This window comes from Sphingobacterium sp. Ag1 (assembly GCF_000988325.1).
Lineage (GTDB): Bacteria > Bacteroidota > Bacteroidia > Sphingobacteriales > Sphingobacteriaceae > Sphingobacterium.
Map to the genome: position 1 here is coordinate 197,398 of NZ_LBGU01000041.1, position 19,671 is coordinate 217,068.

The window sequence follows — 19,671 nt, forward strand, 5'->3', positions numbered from 1 at the left end:
AACAGATTGTTATACAATTCAAACAGTACCGCTTCGGACTTGGTTTGGGGACATTCCCGTTTGCTTTTTGAAGAAATTGGTGAAATAGGAAGGATATTCAAATCCTAGGCTGTAGGCAATATCCGATATATTCCAATTGGTATGCAACAACAAAGCTTTGGCTTCTTGGGCCACACGGTTTGCAATGTGTGTACTGGTGGTTTTGCCTGTGGCTTCTTTTACCGACCTGTTGAGGTGATTGATATGAACCGAAAGCGCATGAGCATAATCTGCAGGGCTTTTCAACTGTAGGCTAAGCTGAAGGGTATTGATTGGAAATTGTCTTTCTAGCAGCTCAAGAAATAGTCCCGATACCCTGGTTGAGGCGTTGGTATAAGATCCAAAACTCGCTGCGGGACTCGATTTCATCGTTTCATGAATTAGAAGATGCAGATAACTTCGCAACATATCATCTTTATGAACGTAGCTTGAGTTCATTTCAACCATCATCTTTTGGAAGATTGCAGAAATTTCTACTAATTGTGTTTCATCCGGAAAATAGATCGGATTGCTGCCTATCTTGAACAGCGGGGAGTCTTTTAGACTCTCTATCCGTTCACTATGCTGTATAAATTCCTCTGTAAAAACACAATACCATCCTGATTGTTCTGAGGATTCCGGTTCCCAAGCATAGGGGACAACTGGATTCGCAAATAACATGGCTGGTTTATCGATTTGTATCCACTTATCTGCGTAATATAGCTTTCCACGCCCTATAATAAGGGAAGTTTTATAAAAATCACGGCGATTGTACGGAGATACGACAGTACAGGATTCTCTACTGAAAACATTGAAATGCCCAATTCCTGTGTTATTTAGCGGCAAATCCAAATTAGTTAAACCTGGTTGCCTTTTGTAAAAATCTGTTACACTTTCGGCTGATTTCATATCACTAAATTAAAAAAAGTGAAACAATCCTAGGTCATAAATGGATCAGTTTCTCAAAAATGAATTCCAATTTTTGGTTAGCTAATGGTATTTTATTTAAACTGTTTGTGATCTTGTTCGTATTTTTGCGTTATCCAATAATTGTTTTTCTTTATCACAAAGATACCCTTTACATGTTATGGCGATGATTAAAATTTATCATAATAAAAATTGTAGCAAGAGTTGTAATGCATTGGAAGTGCTACAGCATCAAGCTGTAGATATAGAAGTGCAGGAGTACTTAAATGATGTTCCAACCAGAGACCAGTTGATTGAATTATTGGGGCAACTCAATTTAAAACCTTTGGAACTTATTAGAAAAGGAGAATCTGTTTTTCAGGAAAAATTCAAAAATCTTCATTTGACCGATGAGGAATGGATCGATGCGATGTTAACGTATCCGGTCTTAATTGAGCGACCTATCGTTGTAAAGGATGGTGTCGCCGTAATTGGTCGACCTATTGAAAAAGTTGTAAAGCTCATTCTGGCTAAACAATAAAGTTGGATTGATCCCTGTAACTTCTTTTTTATGAAGCATTTTATGAATATATTGACAGCTTTGTTCGATATTTTTTTTAAACTATTTGTCTGATCTAACTCATACTTATCTTCAGTGATCTGAACAGACTATTATTTGAGCAAATTAAGTTTATTGATGTCAAAGAGGTTATCTATGGTTATGTTTACTTAATCAAGGGCTTGCTGACGTATTCGGATGCAATATGCTGGTCATTTTTTTCTTATCATTTTCAAGGGCAACAAAGGGAAGATCAGACAGTACTCGGATTCTAACTTTCGACAGTGCTTAGTCAGTGCTTGTTCAGTGATTACTCAGTGCTTGTTCAGTGATCATTCAGTGTAGACTGAATAAACAATGATTGACTACTGTCTAAAAATTGATTTAAAACTGTTATTAGATACAATTTGGTATCAATGTATTTCAGTTTTATCCTTGATGTCTATGACCTACTCTAGTAAATAAGGAAATCATACAGTCTACTTGTATTTAATTGGTTAAAATATTTGAAATTAACAATTATCATGTTGTTTTCAAATATTGATTGTTAAGCTACAAATATCGCTAAGTTTTGACCTAATATGGAATCCAGATTTAAGGGGTGAATAATTATGTGCAGATTTACGGTGATCAATGAAAACATGGGGTATGTTTTCACGATTTTACAGATTTAAATACTTCATTAAATATTTTTAGTTTGAAAAGAGTCCTTATTATCCTGTTCATATTGCTGGTTTCGTTTTTAATTGCAGCGTTTTTTATAAAAGTCAACAAGAGGGAAACCCTACTCTATAAGATACAGCAGTGGGTTACCTACGATGCAGCAGATTGGGAAAATTACGAAAAAAATAAGCAGCTATTGGCTTCCGGAGCCACCGAAGTAACGACGACAGAAGTGACGGCTGCCGAAGATGATCTATATCCGGTCGATACGAATCGCATATCGCCGGAATTTAGGGCTTTAGAAATCGAAAAAATTAAAAAGGCAGATTTTGGGCGATTAGTAATAGCAAAGTTACGACCCGATCATGAGGATGCACAAATTGCATTAATTCATCTCACAGATCGTAAATTGACCGATGTGATAATCAATCAGAAGATTAATATTAAAGTTGGAACTTGTTTTGAAAACCCAAAAACAGTAGGTAATTATCGCTGTGTAAGTTGTATGATTTTACTTTACAATCGAGAGAAGAAAGATTGGGTTGAAGCTCCAAACGGCGAGAATTTCTTGAAAAACGCCTATGATTTCTACCAGGCGTCCGAAGGGGATATTTGGCAAGCACGCGAGCTGTCCATGAGAATCCCGTACGATTATGCGCTGGTAGCAAAATATAGTAAGTAAGATTTCTTTTAAGTAGTTAATATCAATACCGTTATGTTTAAGTTTTTGAAAGAATTATTGAATGCGGCAAAGGAAGGTGTAAATGAAGCCAAAGATGAACTTACTTTGAAAGCCGAAGAGGAAAAAAGGACGGGAAGTTTAGTACCTGATAACACTATACTTCTGAATATTCCTTATGAAGAACAGTTTGGTAATGCGCTAGGAGCCGCATTTAGAGTGATTGTTTTTGGGGATTGGTTTACAGTATTCGGAAGTACCGGAGATGATGGTAGTTATCCGATTCACTTATATCAATTTGGTAGTTATCCAAGAATTGATCAATATAGAAGTGATTTTATCAAATTGCTAAAGAAAGATTTTAGTATAACGGATAGAGAAACTTGTCTTCAAATGTTGAGTTCATACTTTACGTTACTTGGGATAGAAAAGACAGGGACCGCATTGGAGGGAAAAAACGGCAAAATTGATACATCCATTTGGGATATCTCCAAATCAGGGGTAAATGCCTTTGTTGTTGCTGTAGTAAGTCATATTACGACATCCGCAACGGACGTTGGATATTTACCAAAACCTGTGGCATTAAATGTTCTCAAGAGTTTGTCACTATATGCGAGAAAGCATTTTATTGATTGGTTGCAATTTTCCGATTATTTCCTGGAAGGAGAAGATCAAGTTGGTGTAAACAGTAAAATTGGGAAATCTTACTTGAAAAGGTATATTGGGTATCTTAAAGAAAAGAAAGGAAGTCCTTGGAATAATATCGCATGGTAGAATGGTAATCATTCCGTCTGAGTGTTGTTTAACGTGGCCTTCACATCCACTACATTTTACAGCTTTGGATTTGCTTTATCAATTTGAACAACAAATCGCTCAGAAACAACTCGGTGACCATAGCTATTTCGAAGGATTAGATGCTATCGAGAAAGATGAAGGGGGAATTCCGACGTTCTATCTGACTTGTGGAAGTTAATTTCTTTTTGTGGAACAAATGAATTCTAAAGGCATCATTTTGGTTATCAGTTGTGTGTTGATCGTTGTCGTGTTCATAGAAGTCTATAGGAAAAATGTAGCTAAGAATTATTTATACGGTGTTAAAAAAAGCTATGAAATGAATGATCATTTTGAGAAAGGTAAATTAAGAAAACTGTCATCACGTCCCTTTTTATTTGGTATAGAAGATAATCTGCTAACTGACGAAGATTATTTTTTTGATGAAAATTATTTCTATGCTGTCGGTCGAAGAGGCGGGGCAGGTAGATCCTTTAGGTTAGTGGATATCATTGAGCTTCGTAGGACATCGACTCAAATTAATAATCACTATATCTGGCAAGTCGTCGTTCAATTGGATAGTAAGGGACAGTCCATTTTCAGTTTTACGCATAACTATTCCCTCTGGAATAGGAATTTCTATGCTTTTTATCAAAAAATACGGGAACTAAATCCACATGCAATCAAATCAAAATGGAGTTTGTGGAGGATGTAACAAATTCAATTTCAGCGTTTGTTTTGTACAGAAAAAGTTGGCGTAACTAAAACCGTAATCTAATAACTTTTGTTATTTTAAGTAAAACGTTATGGGCAAATTACGATTATTGATCATGAATGTGTTGGCAATTTTTATTTATGGAGCTTGTCAATTTTCTCAGCGCCCACCACAATCCAGTACAAATGAATCTAAGCACAAGGCACAGGAATTACCTTCTAACGTAACCTTTTTTGGTGGTGGAAGATCTAAGGAAATGAATATGGTATCAGGGAAAACAGATACTATTTTCATTTCAGTCCATCAGGCAGATTCGGTTCTTATCAAAATAAAAACTCCCATGGATACAGCCAATGTACGAATTAGTCAGCTTTTTCTGCCCGATGGTTCTTCTGATGGTCCTTTTGGCAAAGAGTTTACCTATAGATTTAAAGATATTGGCCAATATCATATTACTGTGAATGAGAATAAAATGATAGGGAATCATTATTCAGGGCCATATCTGGTGCAAATTGTGCCAATAGTTCAATCTTTCTAGGCTATTCGACATCACCTTTGTATTTAATCGTATTATTTACATAAAGTGCTGATTTTTTAGCATCATATTTATAGTTATCCTTTTGGTAAATATCGTTTTCAACTTTATCTAGGATAACGTTTTTTTTACTGTCATCGGGTAAGAATAATTCTAGCTTTGATTTATCCTCGCTAAGGACAACAAAGGCACTGATGACAGCTTTTCCTTCTTCTTTCTCCGTTGGATTTAGGCGTAAGCCAACATTAAAGACCTGGATACATCCTTGTTTGATCTCACTCCAAGTTTGTCCTGCCGCGACCAAACAACCGTGCTCATCCTTGTTGCCGCCGATCGACGGGGTTGCTTCTTCCTTGCTTTGATCAACTGCTTCTTTGGATTCATTGCTCTTGGGAGTATTATTACAGGCCGTGAAAGTAACAAGACTCATTGCTATAAATGCTAATTTTCTCATTTGAATCGGTTTTTATATGTTCCATGAGGTTCGTACAATAAATATACCACAGTCATCTGTTTATTCTTTAATCGACCCACTACGTTAGATTTTCATCCTTTAATTAGCTATAAAGTGTATCTCTACAGTATCGCAGAAAAATGTGTAGCGTACGTCAATATTGTCATAGGACAAGTCGAATTTCTGTATAGTTTATTAATATTGTGATGTCGTTCAATGTAGCCTTTTATCTCAGTACATTAAACGGAATGATTTTAAACCGGTGTAGATAGATAAAAGGATTCTTATCATTTAAAACATCCTATGAAACATAAAGATCAACCTGTAAAAAAATTGGTTTCGGTTATTTTAGTTGAAAAGCAGCTAGCCGATGTTTGGAAATACTGGAGTGATGCTGATGCCATTATGCAATGGAATATTCCATTTGACGATTGGCACTGTCCGGCTGCTGGTATCGATTTTAGGGACGGAGGGATGTTTAATTTTAGAATGGAACAAAAAAATAGTTGCGAAGGATTTGATTATGTGGGTGTGTACGATGAGATTATTTGGATGGAGTCTATTGAAAGTAACAGTGGGGGAAGAAAGTGTATTGTGGAATTTCAGGCGATTGACAATAATACAATTATTCGCGAAACTTTCGATCCTGATCCGTTTACAAGTTTGGACCTGCAACAGTCTTTTACCGATGGGGTATTGTTAAGTTTTAAAAAATTTATAGAAAACAAATCGCTGTAGAAGCGTGTTGCTAATGATAAAAATATAGACCATTTAATATAAATTATGCGTGAAATAGAATCGAAAAGCGGTTATGCACCTGCTAACGGGATAAAACTTTACTACGAAATATTTGGCACAGGAAAACCTCTCGTACTGATTCATGGTGGTGGCTCCTCCGGTTTTTCGGATTTTGAGGAGACTGTAAAAAGGTTGCATGATCAGTATCAGTTGATTTTGATAGATCTCCAAAATCATGGAAGATCCGATCATCGATCCTCAGCTGAAACATTCGAGCAGGATGCCAAAGATATTTTGGCTGTTCTAGATTTTCTTTCCATCGGAAAAGCTTCGTTTTTTGGCTTTAGTAATGGAGCGACAACCCTTTTGAAATTTGCGACGATGTATCCAGACAAGGTCGAAAAGCTGATAGCAGCATCTGGAAATACCAAAAGAGAGGGGCTTCTGGATGGTTTTTTTGAAAGTATGGAAGCGTCAACTATTAACGATATGCCGCCGTTTCTGAAGGAGAATTTTATGAAGCTGAACCCAGATCCGGAGAAGTTTAGAAATATGTATGAAAAAGACAGTCAGCGGATGATACACTTTCAGGATTTTGACGCCGAATCCTTAACGCGTTTGACCTGCCCCGTATTTTTGCTAGGCGGAGACCAAGATGTTGTGAAAACGACACATTTAGCCGCTATGCAACAGCAGATTCCTGCTGCACGATTACTTATTCTACCGGCAAATCATGGCAACTATATGATGGCTGATTTTAATGGCGATGTCAACGTTGAACTGATTGATTTTACATTAAAACAAGTACAACAATTTTTGGAATCTAAATGATGTTCGGGTTATCGAATAATGGAGCCCTAATGATTTATCGGTAATTACGCATATTGCGTTCCAATTTACGCATGCGCTGTTCATTTTTCCCGTCAACACGCGATGCAACCGCCCATATGGCTGCGGGTATCCAACCAAGTATAGTTATCTGAAGGATCAAACAGAGAATGCCACTTAGAATTTTACCACGTAAAAAAAACGATAACCAAGGAAGTAAAACTGCTATTAGTATCATAAGTAAAAGGTTTATAAACATTAAAATACAAAATTACGGTATTCACTACTAAAAATTGCAAATAATATCAATTTAAGCAAAATAAGTAGTTTTTTTTATAATTGTAATGTGTTGATATATAACGCTTAGTGGTTTTGTCCAGTTAGTTTATGTAAATGTTAAGAAAACTTAAAACATGCTATTGGATAGCCAAATTTAAAAATTTTAAGGAGGAGTGGCACCAAAGTTGATGTTTCCCTGTTGAATATTTTAGATGCAGATTACATATAATAAATGACGGAAAACATGGGAAACGATAATAATATTATTGAGAATTTAAACAGCAAATATCATGGATATCTAGAAGATGAGGGGAAATGGCTCAATGAAGGATTTAAGAATATTTTCATCGATGGGGAACCAAGTAAAGCAAATTTGAAAACCTCAGTTTATCTGATGTTACCCCAAGAGATCAGAGAATATGTCGATCAGTTGTTACCCAACGATTGATTATAAAATTATACGAACAAGTAAATCAAATTAAAAGGTTACTAAAATCAAATTTTTCTGATTTTAGTAACCTTTACTTGTTTAAACAGGGGGGACAGACCATATCTCCATTAAATACCATATTCTTTCACGGTTTGGCAAATTTGCTCTTTTTGTTTTCGGCTTAATACGTTCAACATGGTCAGGATTTCTTTACCTTGAAAAGTCTCAAGCTCAAGTCTCGGACCCAACCAATTGCTTTCAATAATGCGGATATTAACGATTTGAATGTAGGGCACGAATACCAGCGCATCCAAATCTGCCAAAGCCCAGACACTCCCGGTCTTTTTTTCGATCCGTTTAAAATACAATCCTTTTTTATCTGTCCGGGCTCGGATAACTTTCCTGCTGTTTTTTAGAAGAAGGAAGCCGCCGATAATAAAAGATAAGTGGAGTAACAGCATAAATAATGAGACTAAAAAGCGAAATACATCTTTAAAGTCAAGTACCATGGCGCTGAAATTCTCTTTAAGTGAATTATGAGGATGATAACCGATAAAACAAGTCGATATCCCCATTAAAATCAAAATACTGCCAATGATAATGGATCGCCAATTTGGTAGGTAATAATTGATAAAGGTTTCACTGTCTGTAGCTGCTAATTTTCTCCTTTTCATATCTAAATATAGGGACCTTATAAATTGACTGCATCGAAGAATTACAATTCGTTCAGAAGCATTTATAATTCGACAACTATTAGTTATAAAGGCATGAAGTCTGTTTTTGAAATTATTATGAACTTGTTTATGGTCGCATCGAAATCCATGCCACCGAAGATTGGACCACTGTACATCTGCTATCTGGATGAGGTTGATACGAAAGAGTTAGGATACATTTGCACTATAAATCAAACTATTTAATGAAATGAATTATAACATTAGAAAGGCAAGTCTTGAGCATCTTGATCAAGCAGCAGCGTTATTCAATCTTTATCGAATTTTCTACAGACAAGAATCGGATTTGGAAAAAGCCAAAGAATTTTTGAGGGAGCGATTTTTGAACGGAGAGTCAGAAATCTTTTTGGCAATTCAGGGCGAACATGCTGTTGGTTTTGTTCAGCTTTATAAATTGTTTCATTATACTAAATTGCAGCGGCAGTGGTTGTTGAGTGATCTATTTGTGCATCCTGATCATCGGAGTAAAGGTCTTTCGGTTCGGCTTATAGATCGAAGTAAAGCTTGGTGTGAAGAGACTGGAGCTTGTGGTCTGATGCTTGAGACCGAGAAAACAAATGTTATCGGTAATAGTCTTTATCCGAGGTGTGGATTTGAATACGACGGCATGCATAACTATTATCATTGGTGGCGATAACTTTAATTGGATCGTCAGTGCACTCCCGCGCCTGGCGATCCAATTGGTAACTGAGATTAGTTAGACGGCATCGACAGTCATTTTACCCCATTGGGCACTGCTGCCTGGATTAAGATTTTGAATCCGTGCTATCACTTCATCACTCACTGTTTGGTCAAAAATATTTTTCATAATTTCAATTTACGAAATAATAATCTACATTAATTGAAGTATAATATCACATTTAAAGGCTCATCGTTTACAGTTACTTTCTTTTCGGTAGGCCCATTTTTATTGCTGTACCTCAATGTATAAGACTGATTTTTTTTCACAATAAATGTTAAATGATCATTCGCATCCTGCAGTTTAGTAGCAGTCGAGCCTCCGCCAATTTGATCATTTCCTTGGAAGATATCTACATTGCATTTTGTTCTTCCTTCCGGTTGACATTGATCCTTACTGAGATACATGGTTACGTTTAGACGGGTGTAAGATTTGTCCTTCAATTGTTGGCTATATTGCTGATTGAATAGATCAATATAGCGCTGAGAAACATTATCGGCATACACTTCTGTTTCACTCCACGCCGGGAATGAGGTAGCTGCCGGTTTGTAGGAAGCCGCATAAATAGAATGTTCCTTGCTATTCGGATCGGCTTTACCCGCGTCTGCTAAAAACCAGCTGTAATTCAGGTCTTTGTCCGGATAATATTCAGTAAAATACCATTTACCATTAATCCACACCTCGACCCAACTGTGGTTACCACGGTTGTCATGCCAGTTTGGCGTTCCCGCAATCCGAGCCGGTATACCTACTGATCGCAATGCGTCGATCAATAAAATGGATAATCCGGTACAAGAAGCCATTCCTTGGCTTATCGATTCAGATGGATTTTGATCTGCTTTTTTTCGTTGCGTATTGTAATCGACTTTCACTTCATCTCTGATATTCTTATTTATGGCTACAATGGCATCTTTTATCGTTTTGCTATTTGTCACATATTTTGAGAAACGATCGTAGAAGTCACCACGCCAATCGTCGAGATCTTCAGAAAATACCCGATAGGGCAATACCTCATTTAGAAAAATTGAATCTGGAATTTCCTTTGCCCAGGAAAACGTTGATCTTGCTTGGTAAGCCTTTTCAATATTATGGATAAGATGATCACTCTTAATAGTCGTTAAATCATTCTTGGGCATATAAGCTATGAGAAAAGCCGCCCCTTCACGCATTTCTTTGGGTAGTTTCGCTAGTACTTTCTCTAATTCAGTGCGATTCATGCCGGCAGCTTTTAGTGCATTTTTGACCGCTTTTTGATACTGACTTGGCAACGAGGAAAGCTTGAAATCTTGTGCAGATACGTTGAAAAAAATGGCTGTAAACAAACAGCAGAAAACGAAAGAAAATACCTTATTGAACATCATATGAGCTTGCTTGTTCTTGATCTATTTAAATTAACACAATTTGTATATTTCAAACATAGATAAATTGATTTTTATATGCAAGAATACGTTTTATAGTCTGACTAGTAGCTTGGAAGCCCAATTTACTTACTGATGTTTCTAAATTTGAGCAGAAGGACTCCCAAATAGCAGGCGACCACGAACGATGTCCTTTTAGATCTCGCTACACGCCTTATAAGTTCACAGGATCTAATCCCGCATAATTTCATTTGCAAATGAGTACAAATTTATTTTAGTTTGAAGATCTTTATGGCAAAGTAAAGATCATAACCCAAAAAATAATTTAAATGACAATTCCGATGAAGCCGTTTCATTTTCTATATAATAGTGTATGCTGTCTGATCCTTTTATCGGGTATGCTGTATTCCTGTCAATCGCAAGATCCAGACAGGGTGATACTTGAAAAATTGGATAGAACCTTTAATGCATCCAAATTTTATGGCCCCAAGATAAAAAGGAGCGAAGAGTTGCTGCATGCGGACGTTAAAAGTATGGATAAGAAAGAGTTGAAAGTAGTTTTTGAAACCGCCATATTTAAAAAGGATACGCTTGCTGTTTTTAATTCAGAAGGGAGTTTGCCAACACCATTTTATATCGAGTCTACTGCAGTCTGGGGAACACGAAAATTAAAGCCGGTCAGAGATTTCGGTTATCGTTACACCACGGTTTCTTACAATGAAGATAAGGACACCATAGCCATATTAGACGGAGTTCCTTTTCCAGCGTTGACAGTGGCAGAGGATAAAAATGGTGAATTTGCTTATCTATATGCACTGAAGACTTCAAAAAATAAAGATGATTTTCAAAATATTTACAACTATCTACAGAAGACGTTTACAAAATTGAAGGTTCAAGATGATGCGGGAAGTGATATAAAAGGTTGGGAAAATAAAGACTTTTACTATTTTTTGCATAAAAAAAATAGAAGGGAAGAACAGATTTTTTCATTTGGAGAAGATGAAGACGACAAACCGACTACTACAGACATCGCCGATATCCGTTTGGAAATTTATTCTAAAATTTACATCCAAAATATGCAAAAAGAGCAGGTTTACTTACCGGATTATATTCCCAGTGTTAATTAACAGCCTTTAAAAATGGGGCACCGGTAAACTTGTTACAAATCTGCATGGACGATTTTGTTTATATTTACGTCCTTGTAAAAAAATCAATCAAATCGTTTTGTTTTTATGTCCGATACTCAAATACCGACTTCCGTTTATGCAGATACCAAACCACATTATGCAGTACTTGACGGGTTACGCGGTGTAGCAGCTATAACTGTTGTTTGCTTTCATATTTTTGAAGCCTTTGCGACGAGCCATTTAGACCAGCGTATTAATCACGGTTATTTGGCCGTTGACTTTTTCTTTATGCTTTCAGGTTTTGTCGTGGGCTATGCTTATGACGATCGTTGGAAGACAATGACAATAAAAGAATTTATCAAGCGTCGGATAATACGTTTACATCCGATGGTTGTAATGGGTGCGATCATTGGAGCAGTCATATTTTATTTTCAGGGATGTTCTGTTTGGGATGTGACTAAGGTGACATTTTCTTCGCTGGCAATCGCGACCCTTTTGAATGCCTTGTTGATTCCTGCCATTCCAGGACAAGAAGTGAGAGGGCTTGGGGAGATGTTTCCATTAAATGGGCCGAGCTGGTCGTTGTTTTTCGAATACATCGGTAATATTCTGTATGCATTGATTATTCGTAGATTTTCAACCAAAGTATTGGCTGGGCTCGTTGCTTTATTCGGGATAGGGTTGGCGGCCTTTGCGATATTGGGACCTTTGGGAGATATCTGTGCTGGTTTTTCACTCACAGAAACGGAATTTACGGCGGGTTCACTTCGTCTTTTGTTTTCATTTACAGCTGGCTTATTCTTATCTAGAGTATTTAAGTCTTTACAGATCAAGGGCGCATTTTGGATTTGTAGTTTGATCCTAGTGCCACTTTTGGCCATACCGCGCATTGGTGGGGCCGAGCATTTATGGATGAATGGTCTGTACGACACGTTATGTTGTGTTGTTGTTTTCCCTTTGCTTGTTGTTTTAGGAGCATCTGGCAAGGGAGAAAGCGGTATTACAAGTTGGCTTTGCAAGTTTTTAGGCGATATATCCTATCCTTTGTATATGGTACATTATCCCTTTATCTATCTATACTATGCTTGGGTTAAGAATGAAAATCTGAGTTTTGAAGAGTCCTTGCCCGGAGCAGCGGCTGTTGTGATCGGAAGTATTGTGCTTGCATATGGCTGTTTGAAGTTATACGATATACCCGTACGGCAATATTTGTCAAAACGATTTCTAAGATCAAAAGGGAAATAGATGCTAGCAAACTAATCCTATTATTTATTATAAAATAAGAAAACACCATTTTTTGGTGTTTTTTTATGCATGTTACCTAGGACAGTGATCTGTACATAGAGAAAATATCTTGTCATGTTAAATAACGCTTCAATGTCAGTCTTTTTCAAAAAAAACGTTGTTATATTTCGACGAATAAAATACCAAATAGAAGCCTAAAGGGCTTCGGTATACCGTTGGATCCGAAGCAAGAATATGATGAGTGGGGAAGTCCATCCACAGTTTTAAGCGTGCGGATTGGTAAGGACAGACTGTTTCGATCTTGCCTTTGTAAACTTTGGATACTTTACCCTCACTTACGACGTTGAAATAAATCGAATCGTTATCCTTTATGACAAAATTGTAGCTATTATATTGCCAGTCAGCTTGTTTTCCTGGGAACAGGTCACGCTTTATGTGGTAGGTACCATAATAATCTTCTTTTTTTAGGATTTTTGGGCTCGTGATCCATTGAAAAAATTGAGACAAAGAAAAAAGTATAATTGCGCCACCGATCAGAGATAAAATTGCATACCCGAAAAATCGTCTTTTTGTGATAACCCCGCATAACAGCAGAATTATCAGCAACGGTATAAAGATAAATACTCCAAATCCCATATTTTTAGACGTTGTGGCCTTAGTAGAAAATCAAATGGATTTTCCTCTTACTCCTCTTGTAGAAAGCTCCTTTCTAAATTGAAAGTTTAATTAAAGTAGCCCATAGCTACCAAATCCAACACAGTATGCCTTCTATTGGCTAATTTATTGTTGACACATGCTTCAAGGATTTTTTTGACACCATTTGAATAAGAATCATGTCCGAGGACCTTGGTCTCAATTTTAATTTCATCATTTTTATCTTTGATCACAATCTGATGGTAGGCATGCTTTTCTAAGTAGGCAACGGGAATATTGATTTTATAAGCTTGCGTTTTTGCATCGCGAATAGAGATAACGCGTTCATGAGCGACATGTAAAGAATTGGCTATATGATAAGCTGTACCTGGTTCAGTAAGCTTGGAGGACTGATGAGACTCCATAATAGATATTTCGTAGTCTTTGAAATTATGACCAAATTGTTGAAGCATATGGAGTGTTTTTAGCAAAAGTATGGAGGTATTTGGGCAAATGACAAGTGGAAACGCTGTCTCGAGCTTTTCGGTCTCTAGCCCTGTAGACAATTCAATGAATACCGAATCCGTACGTGCACAAAAATCAAGACAATCTTGCAACTCCCGACCCGATCCGGCATGTATAATGATCGATGGCGACGACGTTGTAATGGATGGCTGCCAAGGTAGAATTTCTACATTGGGGATGGAATAATCGGCTTCCAATATCGCGTTTGCCAGTTTTCCTGATCCAACTACAAAGGCTTTTTTTGTACTCATATTGTTTGTTTTATCAAAACATCCGCTATCCTTTTGACTATGAAACGATAAAATGATACCGGATGAAATTGCAATGAAGTAAAGGTTATGCTTGAGCCGGGTAAGTTACAAAAATAGACGGTAAAATTTAATCTTTGCTATTATGGAATTATTCTTTTTTTACGCATTTCGTCAAAGAGCTGATAAAACATTTGTTCGGTGTCAATAAATTCATGAAAGCCGAGACGCCTTGCCTTTGTGCCATCGGCAAAAAAATCATAATCCCAAGAAAATACAAAATCGCCAAAAGGCCAAGCTGAAACTTGATCATAGCTATAGCTTAATAAATGCTTTTCTCTTAATTTTTGCCATATAGGCTCCTTATCTGCCATCATTGTGTTGAGTGATAGCGGAATAGGATCAGCGCTTTCCATATCAAAATAGGCCGCTAATTTGGGCCATAGTTCGTTCCAGCGGAAGAGATCGCCGTTGTTAATGTTGAAGGCTTGATTGGCCGCTTGTGGATTGGTCGAGGCCCATACCGTTGCTTTGGCTAATAGTGTTGCATCGGTCATTTCCATCAATGTCTGAAAAGCGCCAATTTTTCCTGGAAATCGAAGTGGAATACCGAGTTCTTTTGAGATAGATGCATATACAGCAATGAGCATCGCTAGATTCATGGGATTATTGGGGGCCGTTCCACCAACAACAGACGGACGCATCGCTGACCAAGTCCATTTCTTACCCTTTTGCAATTGTTCGAGGTATTGCTGTTGGCTGGTATTGAATTCCGGCGGCATATGTCCGGCATCTGATTCTTTGGCTGGTGTCTTGAAAGGGCCCAGATGAGCACCATATACTTTATACCCTTGCATTAAGCTGATGTGCTGAAGATCACTTGCTACCGGTTCCACCGCGGTTAAAACATTGCTTAGCATTTTCATATTGGGCTCCACGAGCTCAGCCCAGGTCGGTCTATCCTGATAAGCAACGTAGTAAATATGGGTTACGGTATCCAAGTTGCCTAGCTTTTTGAGACAATCGGCTATATCCAATAAATCTACAGCGATAAAACGAACGTTAGCCCGATCGGCATTTGCTCGTCGTGATAAACCTATAATTTCCCATTCCTCCATCTTTTCAAGATAGTCTATGAGATTGTTGCCAATAACGCCATTGGCGCCAACAACTAAAGCGGTGTTTTTTCTAGTCTTCATCTTTCTATATTACTTATAGGGCCAAAGTTAGTTGGAAGCTTAGTGGGTTTTAATGTAAAAATCCAATATAATTAGGTATATTTCTGAAATGAAACGTTATCGTCAGTTTGAACCGGTGCTTATTTCAGGGTTTAAGATACTTGAATGGACTCATCCGGAACACAATCACAATCATTACGAGTTCATTTTTATTCGTGAGGGGACAGGGCGACATATTGTTAATGGGCATTCATTTCCTTACAAAGCAGGGTCGATCTTTCTACTAGGGCCAGATGACCAACATTATTTTGAAATCGAACAACTCACCCATTTTGTATATCTTAAGTTCACCGACGCCTACCTTGGTCGTAACAGTTCGGGTTCTACGTCCGCTATACAACAGCTGGAATATCTTATAAAAAGTAGAGAAACTCATCAGATGGGGTTTCAATTAGTTGGAGAAGATAATGCGATAATAACACTGATCTTTGATACCCTTCTCTTATTAAGAAAAGATCAAATTGGAAATCAGGAGCTTATTTGGTTCCAATTATTCAGTGTTGTACATGTTTTGCAGCGGAATATGCCCGAATTGCGTAGCAATAGTTTTAAAAGCCGTGACCTGCAGGCCATGTTTTGTTATATCCATAAAAATATTTACGATCCCAATCGTTTACGGATACAAATAATGGCGGAGCATTTTAACATTGCCAACGATTATCTCGGTATTTACTTTAAACGTCAGGCAGGAATTACCTTACGCGAATATATTCAAAACTACCGCAATACATTAATACGTCAAAGAATAGCAACAGGAAGAGTTACCTTAAAGGAAATTGTCGCTGAATTTGGGCTGACTGATGTAAGTCACCTGAATAAGATTATACATAAAACGTAGTGTATTTCCGTCGATGTATTCAAATCAAATGTAATCTAGCAATAGTTGAGCAAAATAGCTTATGAATGTAATAGGTTACCGGCCGAGTCGGAAAGGATTTAGAGAAGTAAAATACGTATTAAAAATTTTAGAAAATTGAGATGTTATATAGAAATATTGCGGAAGAGATTATCCGATTAGCGCAGGACGACGAATCAATGCGGGAAAAGTTATTGCAGAGGGGAGAGCTTCATGGTGGATATCATGTGGAGATGGAAACAATTCACCGACGGAATGCAAAAAGATTACGTGAAATCATTGCCGAAATAGGTTATCCAACTATTTCTAAAGTCGGCGAAGCAGCTAGCAATTCAGCTTGGCTGATTGTTCAGCATGCGATAGGAGAACCTCAATTTATGCAAGATTGTTATCAGTTGCTTCTTGATAATATCATGGACATCAATCTCGCAAACCTGGCTTATTTGCACGATCGAATTCAGGTTTTCAAAAGTAAGCCGCAACGTTATGGGACACAGTTAAGCAGCTGTGGCAGTATTTATCCCGTGGAAGATAAAAATGCAATAAACAGCTTAAGGAGCACAATGAACCTTTTACCCCTTAATCCTAAAGAAATGAATAAAATTGAAGATGTGGAGCGAATTCCATTTCTGGATCAGGAGAACGACACCTATAATGAGTGGCGAAAAAAAGTTGGCTGGGTGAATTGATTTTTCGACATTTTTTGTAGATTTGTCGAGTAATGACAGGTCAACAAGAAAATATTAAAGAGGAAATTATCTTATCATCCATGAAAGTGTTTGAAACCTATGGATTTGCAAGGGTTTCCATGCAGGATATTTCAAAAGCTTGTGGAAAGGGGCGGAGCACGTTGTATTACTATTTTACCAGTAAGATGGATGTCTTTGATGCGATTGCGGAGTACTTATGTCAGCAAGTGTTTGAGGTCGCGAGTAGAACTTATAACAGGGAAGCTTCACTGGAAGATAATTTAGTTGGTTTTTTACAAGCAAAACTACGTCAGATTAATTTAATTACGAAACGCTTTCATCTCGCATTCGAAGATATGAAATCCGACCCAGCCTTGATGGTTTCAAAAACACGATACATGCTGGATGACGAGATTAAGCTGATTCGTGAAATGATTGAATTAGCCGTTAGGAAAGAAGAAATTCAGGCCTTGGAGGAAAAGGATATCCTGTTTTTATCGGAAATGTTAGTGACAACATCACGTTGTTTTGAGCAGGAAGTTTTACTTTTTGATCGTTTTCCGGATTTTGAAGCGAGGCTTTCCTGGTTGACAAGTATATGTGTTAAGGGGCTGCGCTAGCCATTCGACAGGATAACGAGAATAAGTTATTGTAAATAGTAGGGACGTATATCGTTCTTTTTTTAGGAGGTGGTTTCGACAAAAATACAAAATATGTCTATTTTGATTGATCGATTCTTTTTATACAGACAATAAACAGGATGACAACTATGGTGTTAAATGCGAAAGTAGGCAAGTCGGTGGATAGCTTTGCATCAGAAAGATGCGTTTTGGTCATGGTGGAGACAGAGGAAACGATCCGCCCTGAAATGATGGGGGTACTGGATCCCGATATCGATTGTTATTTATTGATACACAATGATGTGGAGCGCTTGGATAGCCTCGCTCTTGCGCTGGAAAATGAAAATAAAAGGGTTCGACTAGCCCGAGATTTTGAGGAACTGAAACAGATGCCTTTTTTGAACCACCAATTACAACAAATTGCCGTTAAAATTTTGAAATAATCTAAATATGTATAAAGTTGTTTATTCTTTATCTCGTAAGCTGAAGTGGAAAGCCAGCGAGATTTATCATTTTCTCTATCAGAGTTTCCCGGAGATAAAAAATATTGATTTATTGTTGGATGATCAGCAATTTTTGCTTGTCCTGCGGATTAGTACCCGATTGGAATTTTCTATTCTGAACATCTGCCAGAAACAGGGGTTGGCAATGCAATTTGTACAGGTAGAAGATACTGATTAATCCGTCTGTACAGGTAGAAGATGCTGATTAGTTCGTTTGAACAGGTAGAAAATCCTGACGAACCCGTGCGGTTTACAAAGCTTAGCTTATCACAGATGTTCAAGCATGATGCGATGAGCCGTAAAGAAACAGCAACTTGAGCTTTATGGCAACATAATTCTGAAAGTTGCTTTTTACTTTTGTTATCGTTCCTTCAAAACATTTTTTCCATCCATTGGTTAATTTTATCGTGCGGATGGAATCTGTGTTGTACATAGGAATTTTATGCAGTCATTTAAAACAGAAAACAACAATTTTATCAAGTATGAGTACATTTTCAATTAGAGCTTTTGGAACAAGTGCACCAACGGCCGATCTAAAACAGATGGATATTGAACGTCGCGAAGTGACGGAGAAAGATGTCGAGATTGATATCTTATTTTGTGGAGTTTGCCATTCGGATTTACATACAGCGCGAAACGAATGGGGTGGGACCGTTTATCCGAATGTGCCCGGCCATGAAATTGTGGGGCGAATTACCCAAGTTGGCTCAGCGGTGACCAAGTTTAAAGTCGGCGATTTGGCTGGTGTAGGCTGTATGGTAGATAGTTGTCGCGAATGTGAAAGTTGTAAGGAAGGACTGGAACAATATTGTGAAAATGGAAATATTCAAACCTACAATGGACACGATAAGCACCTTAATAAACAGACATTCGGCGGTTATTCCGAACGCGTTGTAGTAGACCAGGATTTTGTGCTCCACATTCCTGAAAATTTGGATCTTGCAGCAACAGCGCCTTTATTATGTGCTGGAATTACCACTTATTCGCCTTTGAGGCATTGGAATGTGGGAACAGGAAAAAAAGTAGGTATCGTAGGTATCGGCGGCTTGGGACACATGGGGGTAAAAATAGCGAAAGCAATGGGAGCACAAGTTGTTGTCATTACAACGTCTGCGTCTAAAGTGGATGACGCCAAACGTTTAGGTGCCGATGAAGTGATCTTGTCAACTGATGCAGAACAAATGAAAGCGCATGCGGGAACTTTACATTTCATTTTAGATTGTGTTTCGGCACAGCATGACATCAATGCCTATTTAAGTTTATTGAAACGAGATGGTTCCCTTACTCTTGTTGGTGCTCCGGAGCATCCACTTCCTGTGGCTCCTTTTAGCCTGATTCCAACACGAAAGAGTTTTTCAGGTTCGATGATCGGGGGGATAGCCGAAACACAGGAGATGCTTGATTTTTGTGGTAAACACAATATTATATCCGACATAGAGCTGATTAAAATGCAGGATATCAATCATGCTTATGATAGACTATTGAAAAGTGATGTTAAATACCGGTTTGTTATTGACATGGCAAGTTTGAAGAACTAGCACAATTAAATTATTCAATGCTGAACCATCAAGGGGAATTTCAAGTACCTTTGATGGTTCAGTCTGTTTATAGAGGTATTTTTACCTAATTATTGAGTTAACCTTT

General features: G+C 37.6%; 26 protein-coding genes. 18 read left to right on the forward strand and 8 right to left on the reverse strand.

Features of this window, described 5'->3' with window-relative positions:
* Positions 1 to 18 precede the first annotated feature (18 nt).
* Positions 19 to 927 carry a helix-turn-helix domain-containing protein gene (locus tag AAW12_RS15655; RefSeq protein ID WP_046674576.1) on the reverse strand — a complete coding sequence of 303 codons (909 nt, stop codon included), beginning with the start codon at positions 925 to 927 and terminating at the stop codon, positions 19 to 21.
* Between the two features lie 184 nt (positions 928 to 1,111).
* On the opposite strand from AAW12_RS15655, the gene AAW12_RS15660 reads away from it, so the two are divergent.
* The 6 genes from AAW12_RS15660 to AAW12_RS15685 all read left to right on the forward strand — a co-directional run bounded on the left by AAW12_RS15660 (position 1,112) and on the right by AAW12_RS15685 (position 4,849).
* On the forward strand, positions 1,112 to 1,465 hold the full coding sequence (locus AAW12_RS15660; protein ID WP_046674692.1) for an arsenate reductase family protein: 354 nt from the start codon (positions 1,112 to 1,114) through the stop codon (positions 1,463 to 1,465).
* 715 nt (positions 1,466 to 2,180) lie between these two features.
* Complete coding sequence (locus AAW12_RS15665; RefSeq protein WP_197084058.1) at positions 2,181 to 2,828, forward strand: hypothetical protein; 648 nt, start codon at positions 2,181 to 2,183, stop codon at positions 2,826 to 2,828.
* Between the two features lie 33 nt (positions 2,829 to 2,861).
* Entirely contained in the window at positions 2,862 to 3,599 is a 738-nt protein-coding gene (locus AAW12_RS15670) for a DUF1266 domain-containing protein (RefSeq protein WP_046674578.1), read from the forward strand.
* Position 3,600: 1 nt separating this feature from the next.
* Positions 3,601 to 3,798 carry a hypothetical protein gene (locus tag AAW12_RS15675; protein WP_046674579.1) on the forward strand — a complete coding sequence of 66 codons (198 nt, stop codon included), beginning with the start codon at positions 3,601 to 3,603 and terminating at the stop codon, positions 3,796 to 3,798.
* Positions 3,799 to 3,936: 138 nt separating this feature from the next.
* On the forward strand, positions 3,937 to 4,311 hold the full coding sequence (locus AAW12_RS15680; protein ID WP_156167670.1) for a hypothetical protein: 375 nt from the start codon (positions 3,937 to 3,939) through the stop codon (positions 4,309 to 4,311).
* 91 nt (positions 4,312 to 4,402) lie between these two features.
* Entirely contained in the window at positions 4,403 to 4,849 is a 447-nt protein-coding gene (locus tag AAW12_RS15685) for a hypothetical protein (RefSeq protein WP_046674581.1), read from the forward strand.
* Position 4,850: 1 nt separating this feature from the next.
* Here AAW12_RS15685 and AAW12_RS15690 read toward each other — a convergent pair whose 3' ends face one another.
* Positions 4,851 to 5,300, reverse strand: coding sequence for a hypothetical protein (locus tag AAW12_RS15690; RefSeq protein ID WP_046674582.1), 450 nt, complete (start codon positions 5,298 to 5,300; stop codon positions 4,851 to 4,853).
* Positions 5,301 to 5,603: 303 nt separating this feature from the next.
* Between AAW12_RS15690 and AAW12_RS15695 the strand changes: the two genes are divergently transcribed.
* Both AAW12_RS15695 and AAW12_RS15700 read left to right on the forward strand, forming a co-directional pair.
* A complete protein-coding gene (locus tag AAW12_RS15695) occupies positions 5,604 to 6,038 on the forward strand; it encodes an SRPBCC domain-containing protein (protein WP_053003745.1) in 435 nt (144 codons plus the stop codon).
* 45 nt (positions 6,039 to 6,083) lie between these two features.
* Positions 6,084 to 6,869, forward strand: a complete 786-nt coding sequence (locus AAW12_RS15700) for an alpha/beta fold hydrolase (RefSeq protein ID WP_046674583.1) — start codon at positions 6,084 to 6,086, stop codon at positions 6,867 to 6,869.
* Positions 6,870 to 6,903: 34 nt separating this feature from the next.
* On the opposite strand, the gene AAW12_RS15705 is transcribed toward AAW12_RS15700, so the two are convergent.
* The gene (locus tag AAW12_RS15705) at positions 6,904 to 7,104 is read right to left on the reverse strand and encodes a YqaE/Pmp3 family membrane protein (protein WP_046674694.1); all 201 of its coding nucleotides are present in this window, start codon (positions 7,102 to 7,104) and stop codon (positions 6,904 to 6,906) included.
* A gap of 285 nt (positions 7,105 to 7,389) precedes the next feature.
* On the opposite strand from AAW12_RS15705, the gene AAW12_RS15710 reads away from it, so the two are divergent.
* Positions 7,390 to 7,593: a hypothetical protein gene (locus AAW12_RS15710; protein WP_139144971.1), complete on the forward strand. Its 204-nt coding sequence runs from the start codon at positions 7,390 to 7,392 to the stop codon at positions 7,591 to 7,593.
* Positions 7,594 to 7,703: 110 nt separating this feature from the next.
* On the opposite strand, the gene AAW12_RS15715 is transcribed toward AAW12_RS15710, so the two are convergent.
* Positions 7,704 to 8,249 (reverse strand): hypothetical protein, encoded by a 546-nt coding sequence (locus tag AAW12_RS15715; protein ID WP_046674585.1) that lies wholly within the window; start codon positions 8,247 to 8,249, stop codon positions 7,704 to 7,706.
* Positions 8,250 to 8,496: 247 nt separating this feature from the next.
* On the opposite strand from AAW12_RS15715, the gene AAW12_RS15720 reads away from it, so the two are divergent.
* Positions 8,497 to 8,943, forward strand: a complete 447-nt coding sequence (locus AAW12_RS15720; RefSeq protein ID WP_046674586.1) for a GNAT family N-acetyltransferase — start codon at positions 8,497 to 8,499, stop codon at positions 8,941 to 8,943.
* A gap of 200 nt (positions 8,944 to 9,143) precedes the next feature.
* On the opposite strand, the gene AAW12_RS15725 is transcribed toward AAW12_RS15720, so the two are convergent.
* Positions 9,144 to 10,346 carry a transglutaminase-like domain-containing protein gene (locus AAW12_RS15725; protein ID WP_084823204.1) on the reverse strand — a complete coding sequence of 401 codons (1,203 nt, stop codon included), beginning with the start codon at positions 10,344 to 10,346 and terminating at the stop codon, positions 9,144 to 9,146.
* Between the two features lie 338 nt (positions 10,347 to 10,684).
* On the opposite strand from AAW12_RS15725, the gene AAW12_RS15730 reads away from it, so the two are divergent.
* Together AAW12_RS15730 and AAW12_RS15735 are read left to right on the forward strand one after the other, a co-directional pair.
* Positions 10,685 to 11,470: a hypothetical protein gene (locus AAW12_RS15730; protein ID WP_156167671.1), complete on the forward strand. Its 786-nt coding sequence runs from the start codon at positions 10,685 to 10,687 to the stop codon at positions 11,468 to 11,470.
* 105 nt (positions 11,471 to 11,575) lie between these two features.
* On the forward strand, positions 11,576 to 12,715 hold the full coding sequence (locus AAW12_RS15735; RefSeq protein ID WP_046674588.1) for an acyltransferase family protein: 1,140 nt from the start codon (positions 11,576 to 11,578) through the stop codon (positions 12,713 to 12,715).
* A 135-nt stretch (positions 12,716 to 12,850) separates the two neighbouring features.
* Here the strand turns inward: AAW12_RS15735 and AAW12_RS15740 are convergent, their stop codons facing one another.
* The 3 genes from AAW12_RS15740 to AAW12_RS15750 form a co-directional block, all read right to left on the reverse strand.
* Positions 12,851 to 13,351, reverse strand: coding sequence for a hypothetical protein (locus AAW12_RS15740; RefSeq protein ID WP_046674589.1), 501 nt, complete (start codon positions 13,349 to 13,351; stop codon positions 12,851 to 12,853).
* A gap of 86 nt (positions 13,352 to 13,437) precedes the next feature.
* Positions 13,438 to 14,124: a dihydrodipicolinate reductase C-terminal domain-containing protein gene (locus AAW12_RS15745; RefSeq protein ID WP_046674590.1), complete on the reverse strand. Its 687-nt coding sequence runs from the start codon at positions 14,122 to 14,124 to the stop codon at positions 13,438 to 13,440.
* A gap of 140 nt (positions 14,125 to 14,264) precedes the next feature.
* On the reverse strand, positions 14,265 to 15,320 hold the full coding sequence (locus AAW12_RS15750; RefSeq protein WP_046674591.1) for an SDR family oxidoreductase: 1,056 nt from the start codon (positions 15,318 to 15,320) through the stop codon (positions 14,265 to 14,267).
* Between the two features lie 88 nt (positions 15,321 to 15,408).
* Here AAW12_RS15750 and AAW12_RS15755 point away from each other — a divergent pair, with 88 nt between their 5' ends.
* The 6 genes from AAW12_RS15755 to AAW12_RS15780 all read left to right on the forward strand — a co-directional run bounded on the left by AAW12_RS15755 (position 15,409) and on the right by AAW12_RS15780 (position 19,565).
* Complete coding sequence (locus tag AAW12_RS15755) at positions 15,409 to 16,197, forward strand: AraC family transcriptional regulator (protein ID WP_046674592.1); 789 nt, start codon at positions 15,409 to 15,411, stop codon at positions 16,195 to 16,197.
* Between the two features lie 140 nt (positions 16,198 to 16,337).
* Complete coding sequence (locus tag AAW12_RS15760) at positions 16,338 to 16,904, forward strand: DUF6624 domain-containing protein (RefSeq protein WP_046674593.1); 567 nt, start codon at positions 16,338 to 16,340, stop codon at positions 16,902 to 16,904.
* Positions 16,905 to 16,936: 32 nt separating this feature from the next.
* Positions 16,937 to 17,524 carry a TetR/AcrR family transcriptional regulator gene (locus AAW12_RS15765; RefSeq protein WP_046674594.1) on the forward strand — a complete coding sequence of 196 codons (588 nt, stop codon included), beginning with the start codon at positions 16,937 to 16,939 and terminating at the stop codon, positions 17,522 to 17,524.
* A gap of 140 nt (positions 17,525 to 17,664) precedes the next feature.
* Positions 17,665 to 17,967: a hypothetical protein gene (locus AAW12_RS15770; protein WP_147282053.1), complete on the forward strand. Its 303-nt coding sequence runs from the start codon at positions 17,665 to 17,667 to the stop codon at positions 17,965 to 17,967.
* A 7-nt stretch (positions 17,968 to 17,974) separates the two neighbouring features.
* Positions 17,975 to 18,205, forward strand: coding sequence for a hypothetical protein (locus tag AAW12_RS15775; protein ID WP_046674596.1), 231 nt, complete (start codon positions 17,975 to 17,977; stop codon positions 18,203 to 18,205).
* A 304-nt stretch (positions 18,206 to 18,509) separates the two neighbouring features.
* Positions 18,510 to 19,565, forward strand: a complete 1,056-nt coding sequence (locus AAW12_RS15780) for an NAD(P)-dependent alcohol dehydrogenase (protein ID WP_046674597.1) — start codon at positions 18,510 to 18,512, stop codon at positions 19,563 to 19,565.
* Positions 19,566 to 19,671 lie beyond the last annotated feature (106 nt).